This window comes from Mucilaginibacter sp. NFX135 (genome assembly GCF_048565145.1).
GTDB lineage: Bacteria > Bacteroidota > Bacteroidia > Sphingobacteriales > Sphingobacteriaceae > Mucilaginibacter.
Genome location: NZ_CP183412.1, coordinates 1765124 through 1781478 on the forward strand (window position 1 = coordinate 1765124; position 16355 = coordinate 1781478).

Consider the following 16355-nt stretch of genomic DNA (forward strand, 5'->3'; position numbering starts at 1 on the left):
GGGGCCGGGGGGCTAATAATCGCCCAGTGTTTCTTCCAGTTGACCGAGAGCCAGTTGCAGCTGCTCGTCGTTTGGCGCTACACCATGCCATTTGTGGCTGCCCACCATAAAATCAACTCCGTAACCCATTTCGGTATGCATCAGTATCATAATAGGTTTACCCTGACCTGTGCGGCTTTTGGCCAGCTCCAGTGTTTTTACCACATCCGCCATATCATTGCCTTTCATTTCCAGAACATCCCAGCCAAAGGCTTCCCATTTGGCATGCAGATCGCCCAGCGACAGTACCAGGTTGGTTGGTCCATCAATTTGCTGACCATTTACGTCGATGGTTGATATCAGATTATCCACCTTGTTGTGCGGCGCAAACATGGCGGCTTCCCATATTTGTCCCTCTTGTAATTCACCATCACCATGCAACGTGAACACTAATGATTTATCACCGTTTAGTTTTTTAGTAAGAGCGGCGCCAATAGCTACCGATAAGCCCTGACCCAATGAACCCGAAGCGATGCGTATCCCAGGTAAATGTTCATGTGTTGTAGGGTGACCTTGTAAACGAGTGTTCAGTTTACGGAAGGTGGCTAATTCTGCCTTGTCAAAATAACCGGCATGGGCCAGTGTGCTGTAAAACACAGGCGAAATGTGCCCGTTTGATAAAAAGAAAATATCCTCGCCCACGGCATCCATGTTAAACTTCGGATCGTGGTTCATTACCGAAAAGTAAAGGGCGGTGAAATATTCTGTACAACCTAATGAACCACCTGGGTGACCGGATTGGCAGGCGTGTACCATACGTACAATGTCGCGGCGGATCTGCGACGCGGTTTTTTCTAATTCTTGAATAGTAGGTTTCATCAATAAAGTTCGGGAAGAGCTAAAATAGCTTTGATATGGTTTTTAAGTTTATGCTATCAGGTCGAGTATTTGCTGTGAAGCGTTTTGCGTATCAACCTTGTGAATTATTTTACTGATGATACCATCGGCACCGATGAGGAAAGTAGTGCGCGCGGTACCCATATATTGTTTGCCGTACATGTTTTTCTCTACCCAAACGCCGTAAGCCTCTACAATCTGTTTTTCGTTATCGGCTATCAGCGTAAAAGGCAGGCTGTATTTAGTCTCGAATTTTTTGTGCGATTTTTCATCGTCGGTGCTTACGCCAATTACTTCGAAGCCAATTTTTGATAAATACTGATAGTTATCCCTAAAGTTGCATGACTCGGCGGTACAGCCCGGGGTGTCATCTTTTGGATAAAAATAAAGGATCACATTTTTTCCTTTGTAATCAGCAAGCGAAATGGTTTTACCATTCTGGTCCTTTGCCGTAAAATCAGGGGCTTTATCGCCTTCTTTTAATGTTGCCATAGGTTTTGTTTTTGTTGCGAGGGTCGTGTTGCCTGGTTCGGGGCTAAGTCGTTTTTAAAACACGATCCTCGCTTCCCGAACCACGATCCCGCCCCCTTATTTATAAAAATCGGCTGTAAATTCCGAAAAATTATTCTTATTGTCGCCAACGGTGAGCTTAAATACGTGCTTACCGGGAGCAATTTCGCCGCTAAAGGTATAACTTAGTATTTTACTTTTATAATCCCACTCCATTAAAACCCATTTATTATCGATAGTGCCTGCATAGCTTTTAATACCCGACAGGTTATCGCTCATTCTGAAGTTGATACTTTTGGCCGCCGCCATGTTTTTACCGTTGATAATATTGAGCGGGCGTATAATCGGTGGAATAGTGTCTATTTTAATAAAATAATCGCCAAAGGCAGTCACTTTTGATTTTATATAGCCATCCTGAAAATACCCTCCCTGGCAACCATTGATTGTACTTACAATCACCGCTTTATCGGCGTATTTACCCAGGTCGGCATCTGGTTTTATCCAAAGGTCATAACTGTCATGGATAGGCGTGAGGCGATTATGGATATGGTGTACCTGCGAAAAGCCGGAGGCTGGTTTGGGTGATACGGAATAAATAAAATCCAGATCGTCATATAAATTGCCCGGCATAATACTCACTTTCACCTTGTCGGTACTAAACTCGCTTTTTTCATCAAAATGGAATAAGGTGCCGGCTACTTTATAAACAGGAGGTGTGAATTTTTCGGACTGTACTTTTAATTTTAAGGTGGATGTATTGCCTGCCACATCTTTTACCACATACTCTACATCATGCAGGGCGTTGTCATCAAAAGTGATGATACCCCGGTTAATGGATTGCGGGTACAAGGATATGTGGCTGCCCGGTAATATAAAGCACTTCTGCATCCAGCGGCGCGATGATTCAAAAGCCGGATAATCAATATAAGCATTGATGGCATGGGTTTGGTCAAAGGCAAAGCGTTCTACCGTAAAAGTGTAAACTGTTTGGCCGTCGAGTTTTAGCTCCAGTGAGTAAATGCCATTATGATTGGCCGAGGTACTGTTCATATCGGTGGTATTGATACCGAAACCAACATACCCGCTCAGGTGCAATACCTGCGGTTTTAATAAATGATAGTTGCCGGCAGCGCCGGTTACCGCTAAGAATTCTTTGGGCGTTTTTTCGCTGAATGGATTACCATTGAGGTGATAGATGCCTATAGAAGTAATGGAAGGCGGAACGCGATCCGGAATAGTTAAACCAAACAATTGCGGGTTAATAGTTTGCTCGGTTTGGGTGTCCCTGATCTCGAAATGCACGTGCGGTCCGGCTGATGCCCCGGCATTACCAGACATAGCAAACACATCACCTTTTTGAAGCGGTACATGTTTAGGATCGAGATTAAAATCGGCCTCATAAGTTTGATGATCGTACTGATAGGCTTTTACGATGGCTGCTATAGCGGGCGAAAAAGCTTCGAGGTGACCATAAACGGTAGTATAACCATTTGGATGGGTGATGTAAACCGCGCGGCCAAAACCACCAAATTGTACTCTCACCCGTGAAACATAGCCATCGGCCGCGGCATGTACCGGATAGCCGGTCCGCTGGTTGGTTTTAAAATCGAGCCCCGAATGAAAGTGGGCTGGCCGTAGCTCGCCGAATGATCCGGCCGTTGTTGGAGGCAGATCAAGCGGGTAACGGAAATAATTTTGCGGGTATTGCCTGCTTTGTATAGGTGTTTGTGCCTGTATGCCCGAATAAAAAATAAGGCATAGCACGGTAATAATCAGCTGTTTTTTGATCATGTTTTATTTAACGTAAAAGTCAAGCAATTTTTCGTCCTCTAAATATCCTTCCAGCCTGTCGCCAACTTTTACTTTTGATACGCCCTGTGGGGTACCAGTAAATATAAGGTCGCCTTTTTTAAGGGTAATGTATCGTGAAACAAAAGCGATAATGTTTTCAAACGGGAACAGCAGATCGCGGGTATTACCCTGCTGCCGGGTTTCGCCGTTTACATCCAGTTTAAAATTTAGCTCATAGATCTGGGCGAATTTGCTTTTAGGTACAAAAGCGCTGATGGGCGCCGAACCGTCAAATGCCTTGGCCAGTTCCCAGGGCAGGCCCTTTTCTTTATGCTTGCTCTGGATATCGCGGGCGGTAAAATCAACGCCGAGAGCAATCTCCTCATAATAATTGGCTGCGAACTTCTCGCTGATATGCTTGCCTTCCTTGCTTACTTTTAAAACGATCTCGATCTCATGATGCACATCGTCAGAAAAATCGGGGTGGTAAAAAGGTTTGTTATCCTTGATAATGGCAGTTTCGGGTTTCATAAAAATAACCGGAACGGCGGGTACCGGGTTATTTAATTCTTTGGCATGTTCGGCATAGTTGCGGCCAATGGCAATTATCTTCATTTATTTTATTTCGGATTTCGGATGTTCGATTTCGGATTTTGTTAATTAATTATAGATACAGATGATATAAATCTGAAAGCCAAAAATTCTAAAATAAATCCGGAATAAAAATTAAATCTGAAACGGCGAAGCCCTCTTGAACACCATTGAATACAAAAAAAGTGAAAAATCGAACATCCGAAATCCGAATTTATTACAATACCGAGATCCGTTTGATAACCGATTCGGTACCGGCTACAACGCGTACAAAGTAAAAGCCGCGGGAAAGTTTGTTGGCTATGGGATAGTTGATGTTATGATCGCCGGAATCAACCCTTGACGAAAACATAGTGGTAATATCGTTACCCAAAACATCCATTATTTTAATGGTGATAATAGTATTGCGGGATAGGGTATATTTTAAATTGATTTGATCGGTAACCGGATTAGGATATACCTGTACATCATTCAATAATTTCTCGTAAGGCCGCGAAACGCTTACTTTTACACTTGATGTTATTGCCGGCTTTGTTGGGGGTAATACCAGGTGCAGGCCATTTTTAAAATAGGATAGTTTGCCTGCCTTCTCTTTTGAAACACGCAGATAAGTAGTATCTTTTTTGGCATGGGCAGGCCGGGCATCGGAGACAAAAGCCATGTTCATAAAAACTGCCATCGCAATTAGTATGAACCTGGTATAGGTATAAATAAAAGTATAAGTTATTTTTCGCCTCATTTTAAGTCTTCGCTTACAAAAGTATAAATAAAGCCTTCATCAATTAAAAAAATGATGCTTTTATAAAATTTTTTAACAATTTTTAACAAAATATGTCCGTTTTACAGTTTAGACTCCTCTTTCATTTATACGTTTAATGTTTATTTAAGTTTAACCGAAAAAATTAATATTTTTGCAGCTTTAAAATATAATAGTGTCGAACCATAAAGATCTGCAAAAACTGACGGCCGCGGGCCTGCTCATCAGTTTAGGAATAATTTACGGTGATATTGGTACCTCCCCATTATACGTATTTAAGGCTATAGTTGGTCAGCAACAAATTTCCGAAACGTTAATACTCGGAGGTGTATCCCTCATCTTCTGGACGCTTACCCTGCAAACTACACTAAAATATGTAGTGATTACCCTACGAGCCGATAACAAGGGCGAAGGTGGCATTTTCTCACTGTTTTCGCTGGTTCGCCGTAAAGCCAAATGGCTTATTGTGCCTGCCGTAGTAGGTGGCTGCGCCCTGCTTGCCGACGGTATCATTACGCCCCCTATTACCATATCATCGGCCATTGAGGGTTTGCAAACCTATTATCCAAATTTGCCGACGGTTGAAATAGTAATGGCTATCATCACGGTGCTTTTTATAATACAGCAATTCGGTACATCATTGGTGGGTAAAGCTTTTGGGCCTATCATGTTTATTTGGTTTACCATGATGGGGGTATTAGGTATAACTTATATTGTGCATGATCCTATCATCATAAGGGCTTTAAACCCGTACTACGCTTATAAATTACTAAGTTCAAGCACCAGCGGCAACGCGTTTATTGTATTGGGCGCGGTGTTTTTATGTACTACCGGAGCCGAGGCTTTATACTCCGACCTTGGGCACTGCGGTAAAGCCAATATCCGTATCAGCTGGATATATGTTAAAACCTGTTTGATATTAAATTACCTTGGGCAGGCAGTTTGGCTGTTGCAGCGCAATGGTACTACGATGGATCTTAATATTAATAATCCATTTTATAAGATAATGCCGGTGTGGTTTCTGCTATACGGTATAGGTATAGCTACTGTGGCGGCTATTATTGCCAGTCAGGCGCTTATATCAGGTTCATTTACGCTCATTGCGGAGGCAGTACGACTTAATTTGTGGCCTAAGGTGCGTATCAATTATCCCTCAGAACAAAAGGGCCAGCTGTATGTGCCCAGCGTAAACTGGATACTTTGGGCAGGCTGTTTGGGAGTGGTACTTATATTCCGCCATTCGGACAGGATGGAAGCTGCCTATGGTTTAAGTATAACCGTGGCCATGCTCATGACCACTATATTGGTGTCTAAATTCCTGAAGCGCAAAAAGGTACCCAACTATATTATTACCATATTTTTGGTCGTTTATGTGTCTATCGAAGGTACTTTCCTGGCGGGTAACTTGCACAAGTTTCTGGATGGTGGTTGGTTTACCTTATCCATAGGTTTTGTGTTGTTCACCGTAATGTGGACTTGGCATACCGCCCGTAAGATCAGGAACCGGTATGTGAAATTTGTGAGCATCGATGATTACTTTGATATTCTTAAAGAACTGAGCGCGGATGAAACCGTGCCTAAATACGCGTCGCAATTGGTGTATTTAACAAGCGCCAATTTCAACTCCGAAATTGAATCGAAAATAGTTTACTCCATTTTACAAAAGCAGCCCAAACGGGCCGATGTTTATTGGCTGGTGCACGTTGATGTAGTTGATGAGCCATACAAACGCGAATATGAAGTAGAGTTCCTGGTGCCCAATAAACTAATCAGGATCGACTTTAAACTGGGTTTCCGGGTAGAGCAGCAAATAAACCTGCTGTTCCGCAAAGTGGTGGAAGACCTGGTTAAAAAAGGTGAAGTGGATATTACCAGCCATTATAAATCATTAAACAAACATAAGATCGTTGGTGATTTCAGGTTTGTGGTGATCGAGAAAGTATTGTCGCGCTCACACAGCTTGTCGTTCTACGAACGGTTTATCATGGATTTTTATGTGCAGCTTAAAAAGGTGAGTTTGTCTGAAGAGCGGGGCTTTGGTCTCGACCTGAGTTTTGTTACGGTAGAGAAGGTGCCATTGATGCTGTCGATACCTGAAGCGATAGAGATACACCGGGTAAATTAAACGGAAAGACATATTAAGTTTGATATCCTAAACGGGGTGAAGTGTTTGTTAGGCATAGGCCAGCAGATACTTCATCCCGTTTTATGTTTTACCGACTGGTAACCAATACGGCTGTGTTGTGTTAAATTTACGTAACCCCTTATATTAAAGCGAAATAAAATTTTTTTATAAAGAAATTATTTTAATATTTGTTATCTAAACCCAAGTTAATGAAAAAAGAATTACTTTATGCGGTAATAGCCATGATCTTGCTTGGCTCCTGCAAAAAAGATCATTCGTCAGGTAATACCCCCCCGCCAGATGGAAAAAAATATACGGTAACTTTTACAGTAGGTAATATAGTTAAATTGACTGCTGCCGTAAAAAAACTTAAGGTAAACGCTACCAATGATACTTTAAAAAAATATGTAAGCAAGCTAACCTACCTGGTTTATAATAGTTCAGGCAGCTTGATAAATCAGGCAGTGCAGGATACCACTACCGTTGGTTTTGGAATTATATCCAATAGTTTTGCTCCTGGTACTTACACCGTAGTTTTTGTAGCTAACACCAACGTTAACCTTGTTGGTTCGGGAACATTGAGTACTGATAACTTTCCGGTAAATCCAAATATCGAGGTTTTTTATAGTAAAGTTATCATTACTGTAACATCAGGCGGGATAACTCAAACGGTAATATTAAACAGGCTTTTAACGCAGCTCAGGCTTTTGTCAACCAATAATGTTCCGGCTAATATTGACAGCCTGCGGGTAACAATACCTGATAATAACTCTTTTTTGTGCTCAACCGGCGCACCAGCTGCAAACAGCTCATACATGCGGACAATCACACACAAATTTTTACCGGCCGAGAAAGGGCAGGCTAATTTTCTGTTACCTATACTTAACTATAGCATTATTACACCATTTACGGTTAAAGTACAGCAGTATAGTTCAGGTGCTTTCAGCCCTTTGATCACTATTAACAATGTAACTTGTTTGTCCAATCAAATAACCGTGTTGAGAGGAAATGTGTTTGCTTCAGGTATTCCTAATCAACCTACAGATTTCCAATTAACATTTGATCCAAACTGGAATGTAACAAACGGTACCTTTTAATTTAAAGCGATGAAAAGATATATATACTTTATGCCGGTGTTGATGATAATGATGCTGCTTTCATGTAAAAAGGAGCACTCCAATACACAACCCTTGCCAACGGATAAACATAAATACGCGGTAACATTTAATGTAAATACTTTTACACAGCAAATGGTTAGCAGCAATGGTAAATTAACCACTAATAAGCTTTCTGTAAACACTACGCCAAACTGGGCTGTATTTGATAGCGTTTATTACACTGTATTTGATTCAACTAAAAAAATTATTAAGCATAAAAGCTTCAGTGGAAGTACATTCAATTCGGGTTCTATTGCTGATTCATTAATAAAAGGCAACTACACTATAGCTATATACGCTGGAGGAGTAGGCTTTATACCGAATATAAATACGGGAATAGTAGGGTTTACCGGTGCCTATTATGGACGCCCTGAATATTCGGGTGATGATATTAATCCAGCGAATTTCTGGAAAGATACTTTTGGTAAAACATTTAATTTAGCAGTTACAGGCCCTGTGGCCAATCAAAGCGTAACGCTTGAACGAATAGTTGGCCGGGTAGATATAAAGTTTACAGATAATATGCCGAATAATGCGACAAGCATCGGGATTACATATCTTAACCGGGAACCTGCCATGTACAATATGAATACAGGAGCAGTTGATGCCTTTTTTAGTATATTTGATTATTTACCAACCACTTACATCATACCTGATTCTGTAAAAAATAAACCAAATTATGTTTTTAGTTTGATTACACCGAATACTGTGAGCCCTTTTTCTTTTACAATTTCATGCGCAGGTTCAAGCCATACTTTTACAAATATCAGTGTACAGAAAAACCAGGATTTAGTTCTTAGCGGTGCGTTTTTTGGAAGCGTATCTAATGCCTGGCAGATACAGGTAAACCCAGTTTGGGGGAATACCACTATCGTTCCGTTTTGACCATTGAATTATCGAAAATAGGGTTCTGGTTCTAAGTTTGTAAAATGTCGATATATTATCCTGATTATATGTTAGGATAATATTATTCCAATATTACTACAGAATGTTTTTTCACATTTACAGCGTTTGAGTAAAATCCTGTAAGTGAAAAAGAAAATATATTTAACGTGTTGGGCATTGTTTTTTGCCACCAGTTTATTTGCGCAGGGGCTTGATCTTAACCTGTTAAAAGATATGAATGGCCCGGTTAGCGGTGTCGATAAACCTGGAGATTTGTTACCAAAAAAGCTATTTATGTTGATGCCGCTGTACCAGTTGGTTTGTTGGTAGCTGGTTTTGTAAACCATGACGATGATCTTAAAATTACTGGTTTACAAGCTGGTGCCTCACTGGTAATTGCCGGTGGCTCCACTTATGTATTAAAGAAAATATTTAATCGTACACGGCCGTATATAGTACACCCGATCTGATAACGCTGAAAGAATCGCCAGGTCCTACAGACCCTTCGTTTCCTTCCGGGCATACCGCATTTGCTTTTTCGGCGGCTACTTCTTTAAGTTTGGCTATACCCAAATGGTATGTAATAGCACCTTCGTTTTTATATGCCGGTGCTGTAGGATATTCGCGGATGTATTTAGGAATGCATTACCCGAGCGATGTTATAGGTGGAGCCCTTGTAGGGGCAGGATCAGCTTACCTGAGCTTTAAAGCCCAGCAATGGATACTGGGTAAGAAGAAACATAAGACCTATCCGGAGTAGATAGTTTTGAGTATCCAAGCTATATCCCTTTTTCGTGTGCCATTTTCATGTATTTTCTGACCTCATCGTTCAAGTCTTCTTTATAATACATCCGGAAATAATGGTTATGGTCATTGGTACCTGGTACCGTTTTTATTTTGGTAAAGCACAGATTATCCTCATACATTTCCTTAAAAGAAAACACCACATCAATAAAATTTTTACCTAATTGCGTAACATAAGCAAAATTTACACGGGTGCCTATAGCGATCATGCTTTTGGTAGGATAAACTTTGATGGGCGCTATCTGCAGGTATTCGGTAATGAAATGATCAAAAAGCCCCACCGTGTACTCCGACTTACCCTGCAAAAAATCGCTCAGGTTGCGCTCACGACAAGAATGTACCTGGTGGGTAGCAGAAAATTCGCGGTTACATATGGGGCATATCCAGGTCATTAGAGTTATGAGTCTTAAGTTTTGAGTTCGAAGTACTAAAATAAGTAACTGGAATAAAGATAAAGTTTTATCTTTTATACTCAGAACTCAAGACTTCAACTTAAGACTTAGAACTTACCTCCCTGCCCAGTACGCTGTTTTTATAGCTGTAGGTAAAGTAAATAACCAGACCTATCACCAGCCATATTAAAAAGCGCAGCCAGTTGGTATAGCCAAGTTCCGTCATTAAATAAAAACAACTCATGAGGCCCAGCACCGGTATCAGCGAAAAGTTTTTGATAAAGCTATAAATACTGATAATGATGATGAGTATAAAAAACAGGTAATTCGGGAAGTTATAAAGGAAACCATCTAAACCCAGGTAATATTTTTTAGCATCGCTGATATGGGTTACTCTTAGCGCGGTGTTAAATTTATCTTCCTCAATATCTTTAAAATATTTTGTGGCATTAGCGGGAGTTATATGCTGATCACCATACAGCGTGTTGAAACTGATAAGCAGTGCAGCATTATCTGTAGCGTCTAGATTGTCAATAATAGCTGACCGGTCTTTTAGCTTTTTAAACTGCATCATCTCTACCTGGGGAGCAGGTTTAAAATAAATACAGGAGCCTAAAATAACCAATGTTATCAGCGGTATAATGAGTTTACCGTTAACATACGGCAAATGGAATTTACCTGCTTGTGCCGCTTCACGTGGTAGTAAGAGTACACCACCGCACACCAGTACAAAAGCAAACAGGGTACCGATGCTGGTCAGGTCGGTAACTTCGGTCAGGTTCATGAACAGGGCCGGTATAGCCACTACAAAGCCGGTAACTATTGTTGCAAATGCCGGTGTATGAAACTTAGGGTGGATACGCGAGAAAGCTTTTGGCAGCAAACCATCGCGGCTCATACTCATCCATATACGAGGCTGCCCCAGCTGAAATATCAATAGCACACTGGCTGTAGCAATAACCGCGCTGATAGATATGGCATAACTGATATTGTGCAGACCAACCTTGGCAAATACAAATGCCAGCGGGTCGCCAACTTGTAGTTCCTTGTAACTCACCATGCCGGTGAGTACCAAGGCAATTAGTATATACAATACAGTACAAATAATGAGCGAATAGATCATGCCCCGGGGCAGATCGCGCTGTGGTTTTTCGCATTCTTCGGCGGTGGTAGATATGGCGTCAAAACCAATGTAAGCGAAGAAAACGCCGGATACGCCTTTCATTACACCGCTAAAGCCATTGGGCATAAAAGGGTGCCAGTTGGCCGGGGTAACATAAAAAAAACCGATAACGATAACGGCTATAACAATTACTATTTTTAAGATAACCATGGCATTGGTTGCCTTTTTTGTTTCGCGGATGCCCACATAAACCAGGTAAGTAATAACTATTACAATACCTAAAGCAGGTAGGTTGGCTATCAGTTTAAAATTGCCGATGCCAGGCGCGGTGTTCCAGGCCAGGGCGGCTATTTTTACCCTATCGCCAATATCAGCCAGGTGGCTCCCGGCAGCCTGCACTTGTTCATGCGCCCGCAGGGCTGATACATAATCCATGGTTAGATACTTGGGCAGGTGGATGTTAAAGCCTTCGAGCAGATTTACAAAATACTCGCTCCAGGATATGGCCACCGCGATATTACCAATGGCATATTCCATTAAAAGGTCCCAGCCTATGATCCAGGCAATAAGTTCACCAAAGGAAGCGTAAGCATAAGTGTAAGCGCTGCCGGCAACCGGTATGCGCGAGGCAAACTCGGCATAACAAAGGGCCGAAAAACCGCAGGTAATTGCCGTAACTACAAATAAGATGGAAACTGCTGGTCCGCCGTGAAAGGAAGCCTCGCCTATGGTTGAAAAGATACCCGCACCCACAACAGCGGCTATACCCATGAGGGTGAGGTCTTTTACATTAAGTTCTTTTTTGAGTTGCGATGTTGGTGTCCCGGGATGCTCGCTATCACTAAATCCACACTCCACATCATGTAATATTTTTTCTACAGATTTCTTACGAAATATACTTTTCGACATTTAATTCAGCTAATTAGTTCAACTCAAATTCAAACATAATCATTTTTTTGCATTGAATAAGTATATGCTTATTTTGCGCCATGAAGATAGGGATAAAAGATGTTTTGTACCGGATAAGGCCGTTTTTTATCCCATACCTGTTATTGCTGTGCGCCTGTTTAATTATCAAATTAACTTATAGCCGCGAAATCATATATTTTACCGTAAATGGTTTAAACTGGCCCTGGGCAGATACATTGGCCCCCTATGTAACCGATATTGGCGAAGGGCTCACGGCGGTGATACTTTCCCTGATTGTTGGCTTATTCAGTTATCGAAAAGGACTATTATTGGCTACAAGCTATGCCGTTACCAGCTTGGTTGCCCAAATTTTAAAATACATTTTCGATGCCCCCCGTCCCAGGATATATTTTGAAAGCCAGCTCGGTCGTATTCACTTTGTAAAGGATATATATATATTGGCCACACATAGCTTTCCTTCGGGGCATACGGTTTCCATATTTTCGGCTACCGTAGTGATCACTTATTTGTGCAAAAACAAATTATGGGGGATACCTGCTTTTTTGGTAGCTGTTTCGGTGGGCTACTCCAGGATGTACCTGAGCCAGCATTTTTTTGAGGATGTGATGATGGGATCAGTTATCGGTGTAATAGTAACCGTAATTTGGCTGAGCTGGTTGGATAGTAAGACTTTTATCCATACGGATAAATGGAATAAGGGGTTAATACATACACTTCGCAAATAAAAAAAAGCCCGGTTTCAAAACCGGGCTTTTGACTTTAGTTCAATAGTTTAAAATTAGGCTATCATTCTTCGGTTCCTGCGCACTACCATCAACACAATGATCAATACTATAGGTATACCGCCGTATATAGCCACTTTGGCCCCAAAGGATATTCCCTTGGCGTTTGATATATATTGATCATGACGCTGCAGCTCCGGAGCTATTTTTATTGAGCTGGTAAATGTTTTTAACTCTGCTTTAGCTATCTCCTGGCGTTGTTCGGGGATCAGATACTCAATGGTATAAGCGGCATCCCGGGTATATATCAGGATAAAGTTCCTTAACTGCGGCGATTCGCCGGTAGTATTACTGTTGTCCACGCGCAGTGTAAACACTTTAGCTTTTAATGAACCCACCGTAGTATCGCGCAGGTTCATGATATGACCGGTACGTGATTGTTTCTGGATATCATTCACGGTGTTTTTAAGTACCTCATTCAAATCGCGTTCTTTATCCAATGGTTTGGTATTGGCTGGGTTTTTAGCCTTGATCACTACCATATAACCCGAAGCCCCATTGGCAGAATAGATCTGCTGGCCCAGTGTGTCTTTTTTTACAAAATTAGCAGGTAACGATATCGAAACCAGGCTATCTATCTGTACTGGTTTTAAAGCCTGGCTAAAACCCAGTGTTGCAAACAAGCATATGATTGTTATACTTAAAATTATCTTTTTCATACTTAATTTAACCTCCAAAGGAGCGGTTAGTTTAAAATAATAGTTAATAATGAACTTGTTATGACAATTATCTAATTGATTGTCAAATAGATATAAATTCTTTTTGTCTGTATAGTTAATGCAAGAGTTATGCCAGCGATAGTTGATAGCGGCTTTTAAAGCAGGTATGATCAGGAAATAGATGGTGGATAACGCTGTTACAGAGTTGGATAGGTGCAAACAGCTTTCACCACACCTGGAAAAATAGTATAATGACTTTTTTGTATTAAAAACAATACACTTTGGGTTGTTTGTAAATAAAAAAAGCCCATTCGTTTGGAAGGGGCTTTGGTGTAACCCAATTTCAGGGCATCCAAATATGTGTTAGGTATTTAACAAAGTATTGTTTTTATCGTTAAATCTACTGTGGAGGTTAAAATGCTTCGCTGATCCTGAGATTAATAATATATCTTTAGCAACATAAACTTTATCAACTACAACAACAAGCATGCGAACTATTAAATTATTTATTGTATTAACCGTAGCTTTCGGGACATTAACCTTTTCTTCTTGCGTAAAGAGCAAAAAAGAGGATACTAACGTTTCTTATTACGTTACTGCTGATATTGACGGAAAGGCAACCTCTTTTAATACCAATGCAACAGCTACTGTCGCCAGTGTTGAGGGTCACCCCTTCACTATCATTACTGGCACAGCAAAGGACGGAACAAACTTATCTATCACCTTATCAGGTACCGCAATTGTGGGAAAAACTTATAGTGATGCGGCAGTGAAGGACGAGGATAAACCTTTAATTTTATTCACACCTCCAGGAAATGATGCCGACAGTTTTCTGAACAATGATGATGATGCAGCCAACCTGCCCAGTGTTACTATAACCTCGATAAGCTCCGGTAAAATTACCGGCACATTTAAAGGACGGATAGAGGGAGGTATTGCGTTGGGCGGAAGTGATGACCTTCCTAAAAAACTAATAACGAATGGGAGATTCAGCTTAAGTTATTCCAAATAAAAATATTTACCATCAGGTTAGTAAAAAGGCTGTATCTAAATCAGATACAGCCTTTTGCTTGCATTCGCTTGGAAGGGTATCAAGCTTCCACATTCATCATAATCTTTCCATTTCGGCTTTTACAAATTCGGCCAGTTCTTTTACGTAAGCCGCGCTGAAATCAAATTTGATCCCCGCGGTTTCGTAGATCTCTTTAATGGTTTTAGTATAACCGAGTTTCAGCGCATCCAAATATTGTTGTAAGCCTTTTTCAGGGTTTTCTTTATAGTTTTTCCATACAGCTATAGCGCCTAATTGGGCCATGCCATATTCAATGTAGTAAAACGGCACTTCAAAAATATGCAGCTGTTTTTGCCACAGGTTGGCTTCGGCATCAGGATGTTCGCTCCAATCTACAAAGCCGGCGCCAAATGACTCATATATTTTGATCCAGGCTTCGGTGCGCTCCGCATCAGTATGATTGGGGTTGGTGTAGATCCAGTGTTGAAACTGGTCGATCACAGCTACCCATGGTAATGTCTTCAATACATCAACAAGCTGGTCGCGTTTGGCACGTTTCAGATCTTCTTCATTATCAAAAAATACATTCCAGTTATCCATGGAGATCAACTCCATCGACATGGAAGCCAATTCGGCCACTTCTGATGGGCAATGTTTAAAATCATTCAGCTCCAGGTCGGCAGTTAAAAAAGTATGTACCGCGTGCCCGCCTTCGTGTACCATAGTAGTGAGATCACGGAAGGTATTGGCCGAGTTCATGAAAATGAAAGGCGCGCCGGTTTCGGCCAGCGGATAATTGTAACCACCCGGGGCTTTGCCTTTACGGCTTTCAACATCAAACAGGTTATTATCCTTCATGATCTCCAGGCGCTCACCCAGGTAGCGATTAATATTGGTAAAACACTGGATCGATTTTTCGATTAGCTCATTGCCGTTACTAAAAGGCTTTAAAGCAGGTTTGCCCGATATATCCACATCCATATCCCAGGGCTTTAATTCCGGGAGGTCAAGGGCGGCTTTACGTTTCGCGGCCTGTTCGCGCAGGATAGGTACAATTTCAGTTTCAATGGCCGCATGGAAGGCATAACAGTCCTGCGGGGTATAATCAAAACGTCCCAGCGCCTGGAACATATAATCTCTGAAATTTTCAAAGCCTGCATTGGTAGCTACGGTATGCCTTAATTTACGCAGGTGATCAAACAGTTCATTTAGTTGTTCTTTATCCTGCAGGCGGCGTTTGGTTATCTTTTCCCAAACCTCATGACGCTTAACACGGTCGGTTCCTTTCAGAAATACCGAGGCTTGCTCTAAAGTAAATTCTTTATCATCGATATGAACCGACATGGCCCCGGTGGTCGACTGGTATTTTTGCTGTTCAACCTGTATTTCGGTTTGTATCGGGATATTCTCTTCCCTGAATAGCTCCAGGGCTTTTTTCACGGCACGTAAAAAAATGAAATATTTTTCGCCATCGAGCTTGTCAACATATTCACTGGCAACCAGCTTTTTATTGAGCTCGTTGCTGTAAGGCGCAACTTTTGGTTCAATTTCGGTAGCAAAGTATTGAAAGGCCTGTAACAGTTCTTCGCTGGCAGTATCACAGGTCATGCGGATGTAGCGCCAGGCAAAATCTTCTTCCAGGGCCGCTTCCAGCTCGCTTTTGTCATGCAGCCATTTTTCCAGTTCCTGAACGGAATTGATAGGGCGGTCGAGCAGTTCTTTATAAATAGGTTCCAGATTCTCCCACTTCATTTCGAGTGTAGCCGGAATATATGTTCTTGTTTTTTTGTGGATCATTTTTTAGATGTGCAAATTATAGATGTGCAAATATGCAGATTAGTCGGGAAGTCCGAAAGTCCGAAAAGTCGGGAAGTCAGGAAAGTCCGGAAGACTGAAACCCTTAGAGTTTTGTGCTATCCTATCTTTCGGACTTTCGGACTTTCCTGACTTCCTGACTTTTC

General features: G+C 41.4%; 16 protein-coding genes. 7 read left to right on the top strand and 9 right to left on the bottom strand.

What is annotated here, in order from left to right:
- Positions 1-12: 12 nt before the first annotated feature.
- The 5 genes from ACNURT_RS07675 to ACNURT_RS07695 all read right to left on the bottom strand — a co-directional run bounded on the left by ACNURT_RS07675 (position 13) and on the right by ACNURT_RS07695 (position 4507).
- Positions 13-858 carry a transketolase gene (locus ACNURT_RS07675; protein WP_419701234.1) on the bottom strand — a complete coding sequence of 282 codons (846 nt, stop codon included), beginning with the start codon at positions 856-858 and terminating at the stop codon, positions 13-15.
- A 48-nt stretch (positions 859-906) separates the two neighbouring features.
- Positions 907-1368 (bottom strand): thioredoxin-dependent thiol peroxidase, encoded by a 462-nt coding sequence (bcp, locus tag ACNURT_RS07680; protein ID WP_370997543.1) that lies wholly within the window; start codon positions 1366-1368, stop codon positions 907-909.
- Positions 1369-1464: 96 nt separating this feature from the next.
- On the bottom strand, positions 1465-3177 hold the full coding sequence (locus ACNURT_RS07685) for a M23 family metallopeptidase (RefSeq protein ID WP_419701235.1): 1713 nt from the start codon (positions 3175-3177) through the stop codon (positions 1465-1467).
- A gap of 3 nt (positions 3178-3180) precedes the next feature.
- Positions 3181-3792 carry a fumarylacetoacetate hydrolase family protein gene (locus ACNURT_RS07690; RefSeq protein ID WP_370997545.1) on the bottom strand — a complete coding sequence of 204 codons (612 nt, stop codon included), beginning with the start codon at positions 3790-3792 and terminating at the stop codon, positions 3181-3183.
- 193 nt (positions 3793-3985) lie between these two features.
- Complete coding sequence (locus ACNURT_RS07695) at positions 3986-4507, bottom strand: T9SS type A sorting domain-containing protein (protein ID WP_370997547.1); 522 nt, start codon at positions 4505-4507, stop codon at positions 3986-3988.
- 193 nt (positions 4508-4700) lie between these two features.
- Here ACNURT_RS07695 and ACNURT_RS07700 point away from each other — a divergent pair, with 193 nt between their 5' ends.
- The 5 genes from ACNURT_RS07700 (at position 4701) to ACNURT_RS07720 (ending at position 9452) form a co-directional block, all read left to right on the top strand.
- Positions 4701-6650 (top strand): KUP/HAK/KT family potassium transporter, encoded by a 1950-nt coding sequence (locus ACNURT_RS07700; RefSeq protein ID WP_370997549.1) that lies wholly within the window; start codon positions 4701-4703, stop codon positions 6648-6650.
- Positions 6651-6859: 209 nt separating this feature from the next.
- Positions 6860-7747 (top strand): FimB/Mfa2 family fimbrial subunit, encoded by an 888-nt coding sequence (locus tag ACNURT_RS07705; RefSeq protein WP_419701236.1) that lies wholly within the window; start codon positions 6860-6862, stop codon positions 7745-7747.
- A 9-nt stretch (positions 7748-7756) separates the two neighbouring features.
- A complete protein-coding gene (locus ACNURT_RS07710) occupies positions 7757-8692 on the top strand; it encodes a hypothetical protein (protein ID WP_419701237.1) in 936 nt (311 codons plus the stop codon).
- 144 nt (positions 8693-8836) lie between these two features.
- Positions 8837-9022 carry a hypothetical protein gene (locus ACNURT_RS07715; RefSeq protein ID WP_419701238.1) on the top strand — a complete coding sequence of 62 codons (186 nt, stop codon included), beginning with the start codon at positions 8837-8839 and terminating at the stop codon, positions 9020-9022.
- Between the two features lie 145 nt (positions 9023-9167).
- Positions 9168-9452, top strand: a complete 285-nt coding sequence (locus ACNURT_RS07720; protein ID WP_419702118.1) for a phosphatase PAP2 family protein — start codon at positions 9168-9170, stop codon at positions 9450-9452.
- 19 nt (positions 9453-9471) lie between these two features.
- On the opposite strand, the gene ACNURT_RS07725 is transcribed toward ACNURT_RS07720, so the two are convergent.
- Entirely contained in the window at positions 9472-9888 is a 417-nt protein-coding gene (locus ACNURT_RS07725) for a DUF5655 domain-containing protein (protein ID WP_419701239.1), read from the bottom strand.
- Positions 9889-9988: 100 nt separating this feature from the next.
- Positions 9989-11920 (bottom strand): amino acid permease, encoded by a 1932-nt coding sequence (locus ACNURT_RS07730; RefSeq protein ID WP_419701240.1) that lies wholly within the window; start codon positions 11918-11920, stop codon positions 9989-9991.
- A gap of 80 nt (positions 11921-12000) precedes the next feature.
- Between ACNURT_RS07730 and ACNURT_RS07735 the strand changes: the two genes are divergently transcribed.
- Positions 12001-12666, top strand: a complete 666-nt coding sequence (locus ACNURT_RS07735) for a phosphatase PAP2 family protein (RefSeq protein ID WP_419701241.1) — start codon at positions 12001-12003, stop codon at positions 12664-12666.
- Positions 12667-12719: 53 nt separating this feature from the next.
- Here ACNURT_RS07735 and ACNURT_RS07740 read toward each other — a convergent pair whose 3' ends face one another.
- Complete coding sequence (locus tag ACNURT_RS07740) at positions 12720-13382, bottom strand: hypothetical protein (RefSeq protein WP_419701242.1); 663 nt, start codon at positions 13380-13382, stop codon at positions 12720-12722.
- A gap of 487 nt (positions 13383-13869) precedes the next feature.
- Between ACNURT_RS07740 and ACNURT_RS07745 the strand changes: the two genes are divergently transcribed.
- Complete coding sequence (locus ACNURT_RS07745) at positions 13870-14394, top strand: hypothetical protein (RefSeq protein ID WP_419701243.1); 525 nt, start codon at positions 13870-13872, stop codon at positions 14392-14394.
- A 96-nt stretch (positions 14395-14490) separates the two neighbouring features.
- Here ACNURT_RS07745 and ACNURT_RS07750 read toward each other — a convergent pair whose 3' ends face one another.
- Complete coding sequence (locus tag ACNURT_RS07750) at positions 14491-16191, bottom strand: M3 family oligoendopeptidase (RefSeq protein ID WP_419701244.1); 1701 nt, start codon at positions 16189-16191, stop codon at positions 14491-14493.
- Positions 16192-16355: the final 164 nt, after the last annotated feature.

Excerpts from the sequence above, each read along its gene's own strand:
- ACNURT_RS07705 (WP_419701236.1), top strand. The coding sequence starts at position 6,860 with ATGAAAAAAGAATTACTTTATGCGGTAATAGCCATGATCTTGCTTGGC.
- ACNURT_RS07745 (WP_419701243.1), top strand. The coding sequence starts at position 13,870 with ATGCGAACTATTAAATTATTTATTGTATTAACCGTAGCTTTCGGGACA.
- ACNURT_RS07740 (WP_419701242.1), bottom strand. The coding sequence starts at position 13,382 with ATGAAAAAGATAATTTTAAGTATAACAATCATATGCTTGTTTGCAACA.
- ACNURT_RS07690 (WP_370997545.1), bottom strand. The coding sequence starts at position 3,792 with ATGAAGATAATTGCCATTGGCCGCAACTATGCCGAACATGCCAAAGAA.
- ACNURT_RS07685 (WP_419701235.1), bottom strand. The coding sequence starts at position 3,177 with ATGATCAAAAAACAGCTGATTATTACCGTGCTATGCCTTATTTTTTAT.
- ACNURT_RS07730 (WP_419701240.1), bottom strand. The coding sequence starts at position 11,920 with ATGTCGAAAAGTATATTTCGTAAGAAATCTGTAGAAAAAATATTACAT.
- ACNURT_RS07675 (WP_419701234.1), bottom strand. The coding sequence starts at position 858 with ATGAAACCTACTATTCAAGAATTAGAAAAAACCGCGTCGCAGATCCGC.
- ACNURT_RS07725 (WP_419701239.1), bottom strand. The coding sequence starts at position 9,888 with ATGACCTGGATATGCCCCATATGTAACCGCGAATTTTCTGCTACCCAC.
- bcp (WP_370997543.1), bottom strand. The coding sequence starts at position 1,368 with ATGGCAACATTAAAAGAAGGCGATAAAGCCCCTGATTTTACGGCAAAG.
- ACNURT_RS07750 (WP_419701244.1), bottom strand. The coding sequence starts at position 16,191 with ATGATCCACAAAAAAACAAGAACATATATTCCGGCTACACTCGAAATG.
- ACNURT_RS07735 (WP_419701241.1), top strand. The coding sequence starts at position 12,001 with ATGAAGATAGGGATAAAAGATGTTTTGTACCGGATAAGGCCGTTTTTT.
- ACNURT_RS07710 (WP_419701237.1), top strand. The coding sequence starts at position 7,757 with ATGAAAAGATATATATACTTTATGCCGGTGTTGATGATAATGATGCTG.
- ACNURT_RS07695 (WP_370997547.1), bottom strand. The coding sequence starts at position 4,507 with ATGAGGCGAAAAATAACTTATACTTTTATTTATACCTATACCAGGTTC.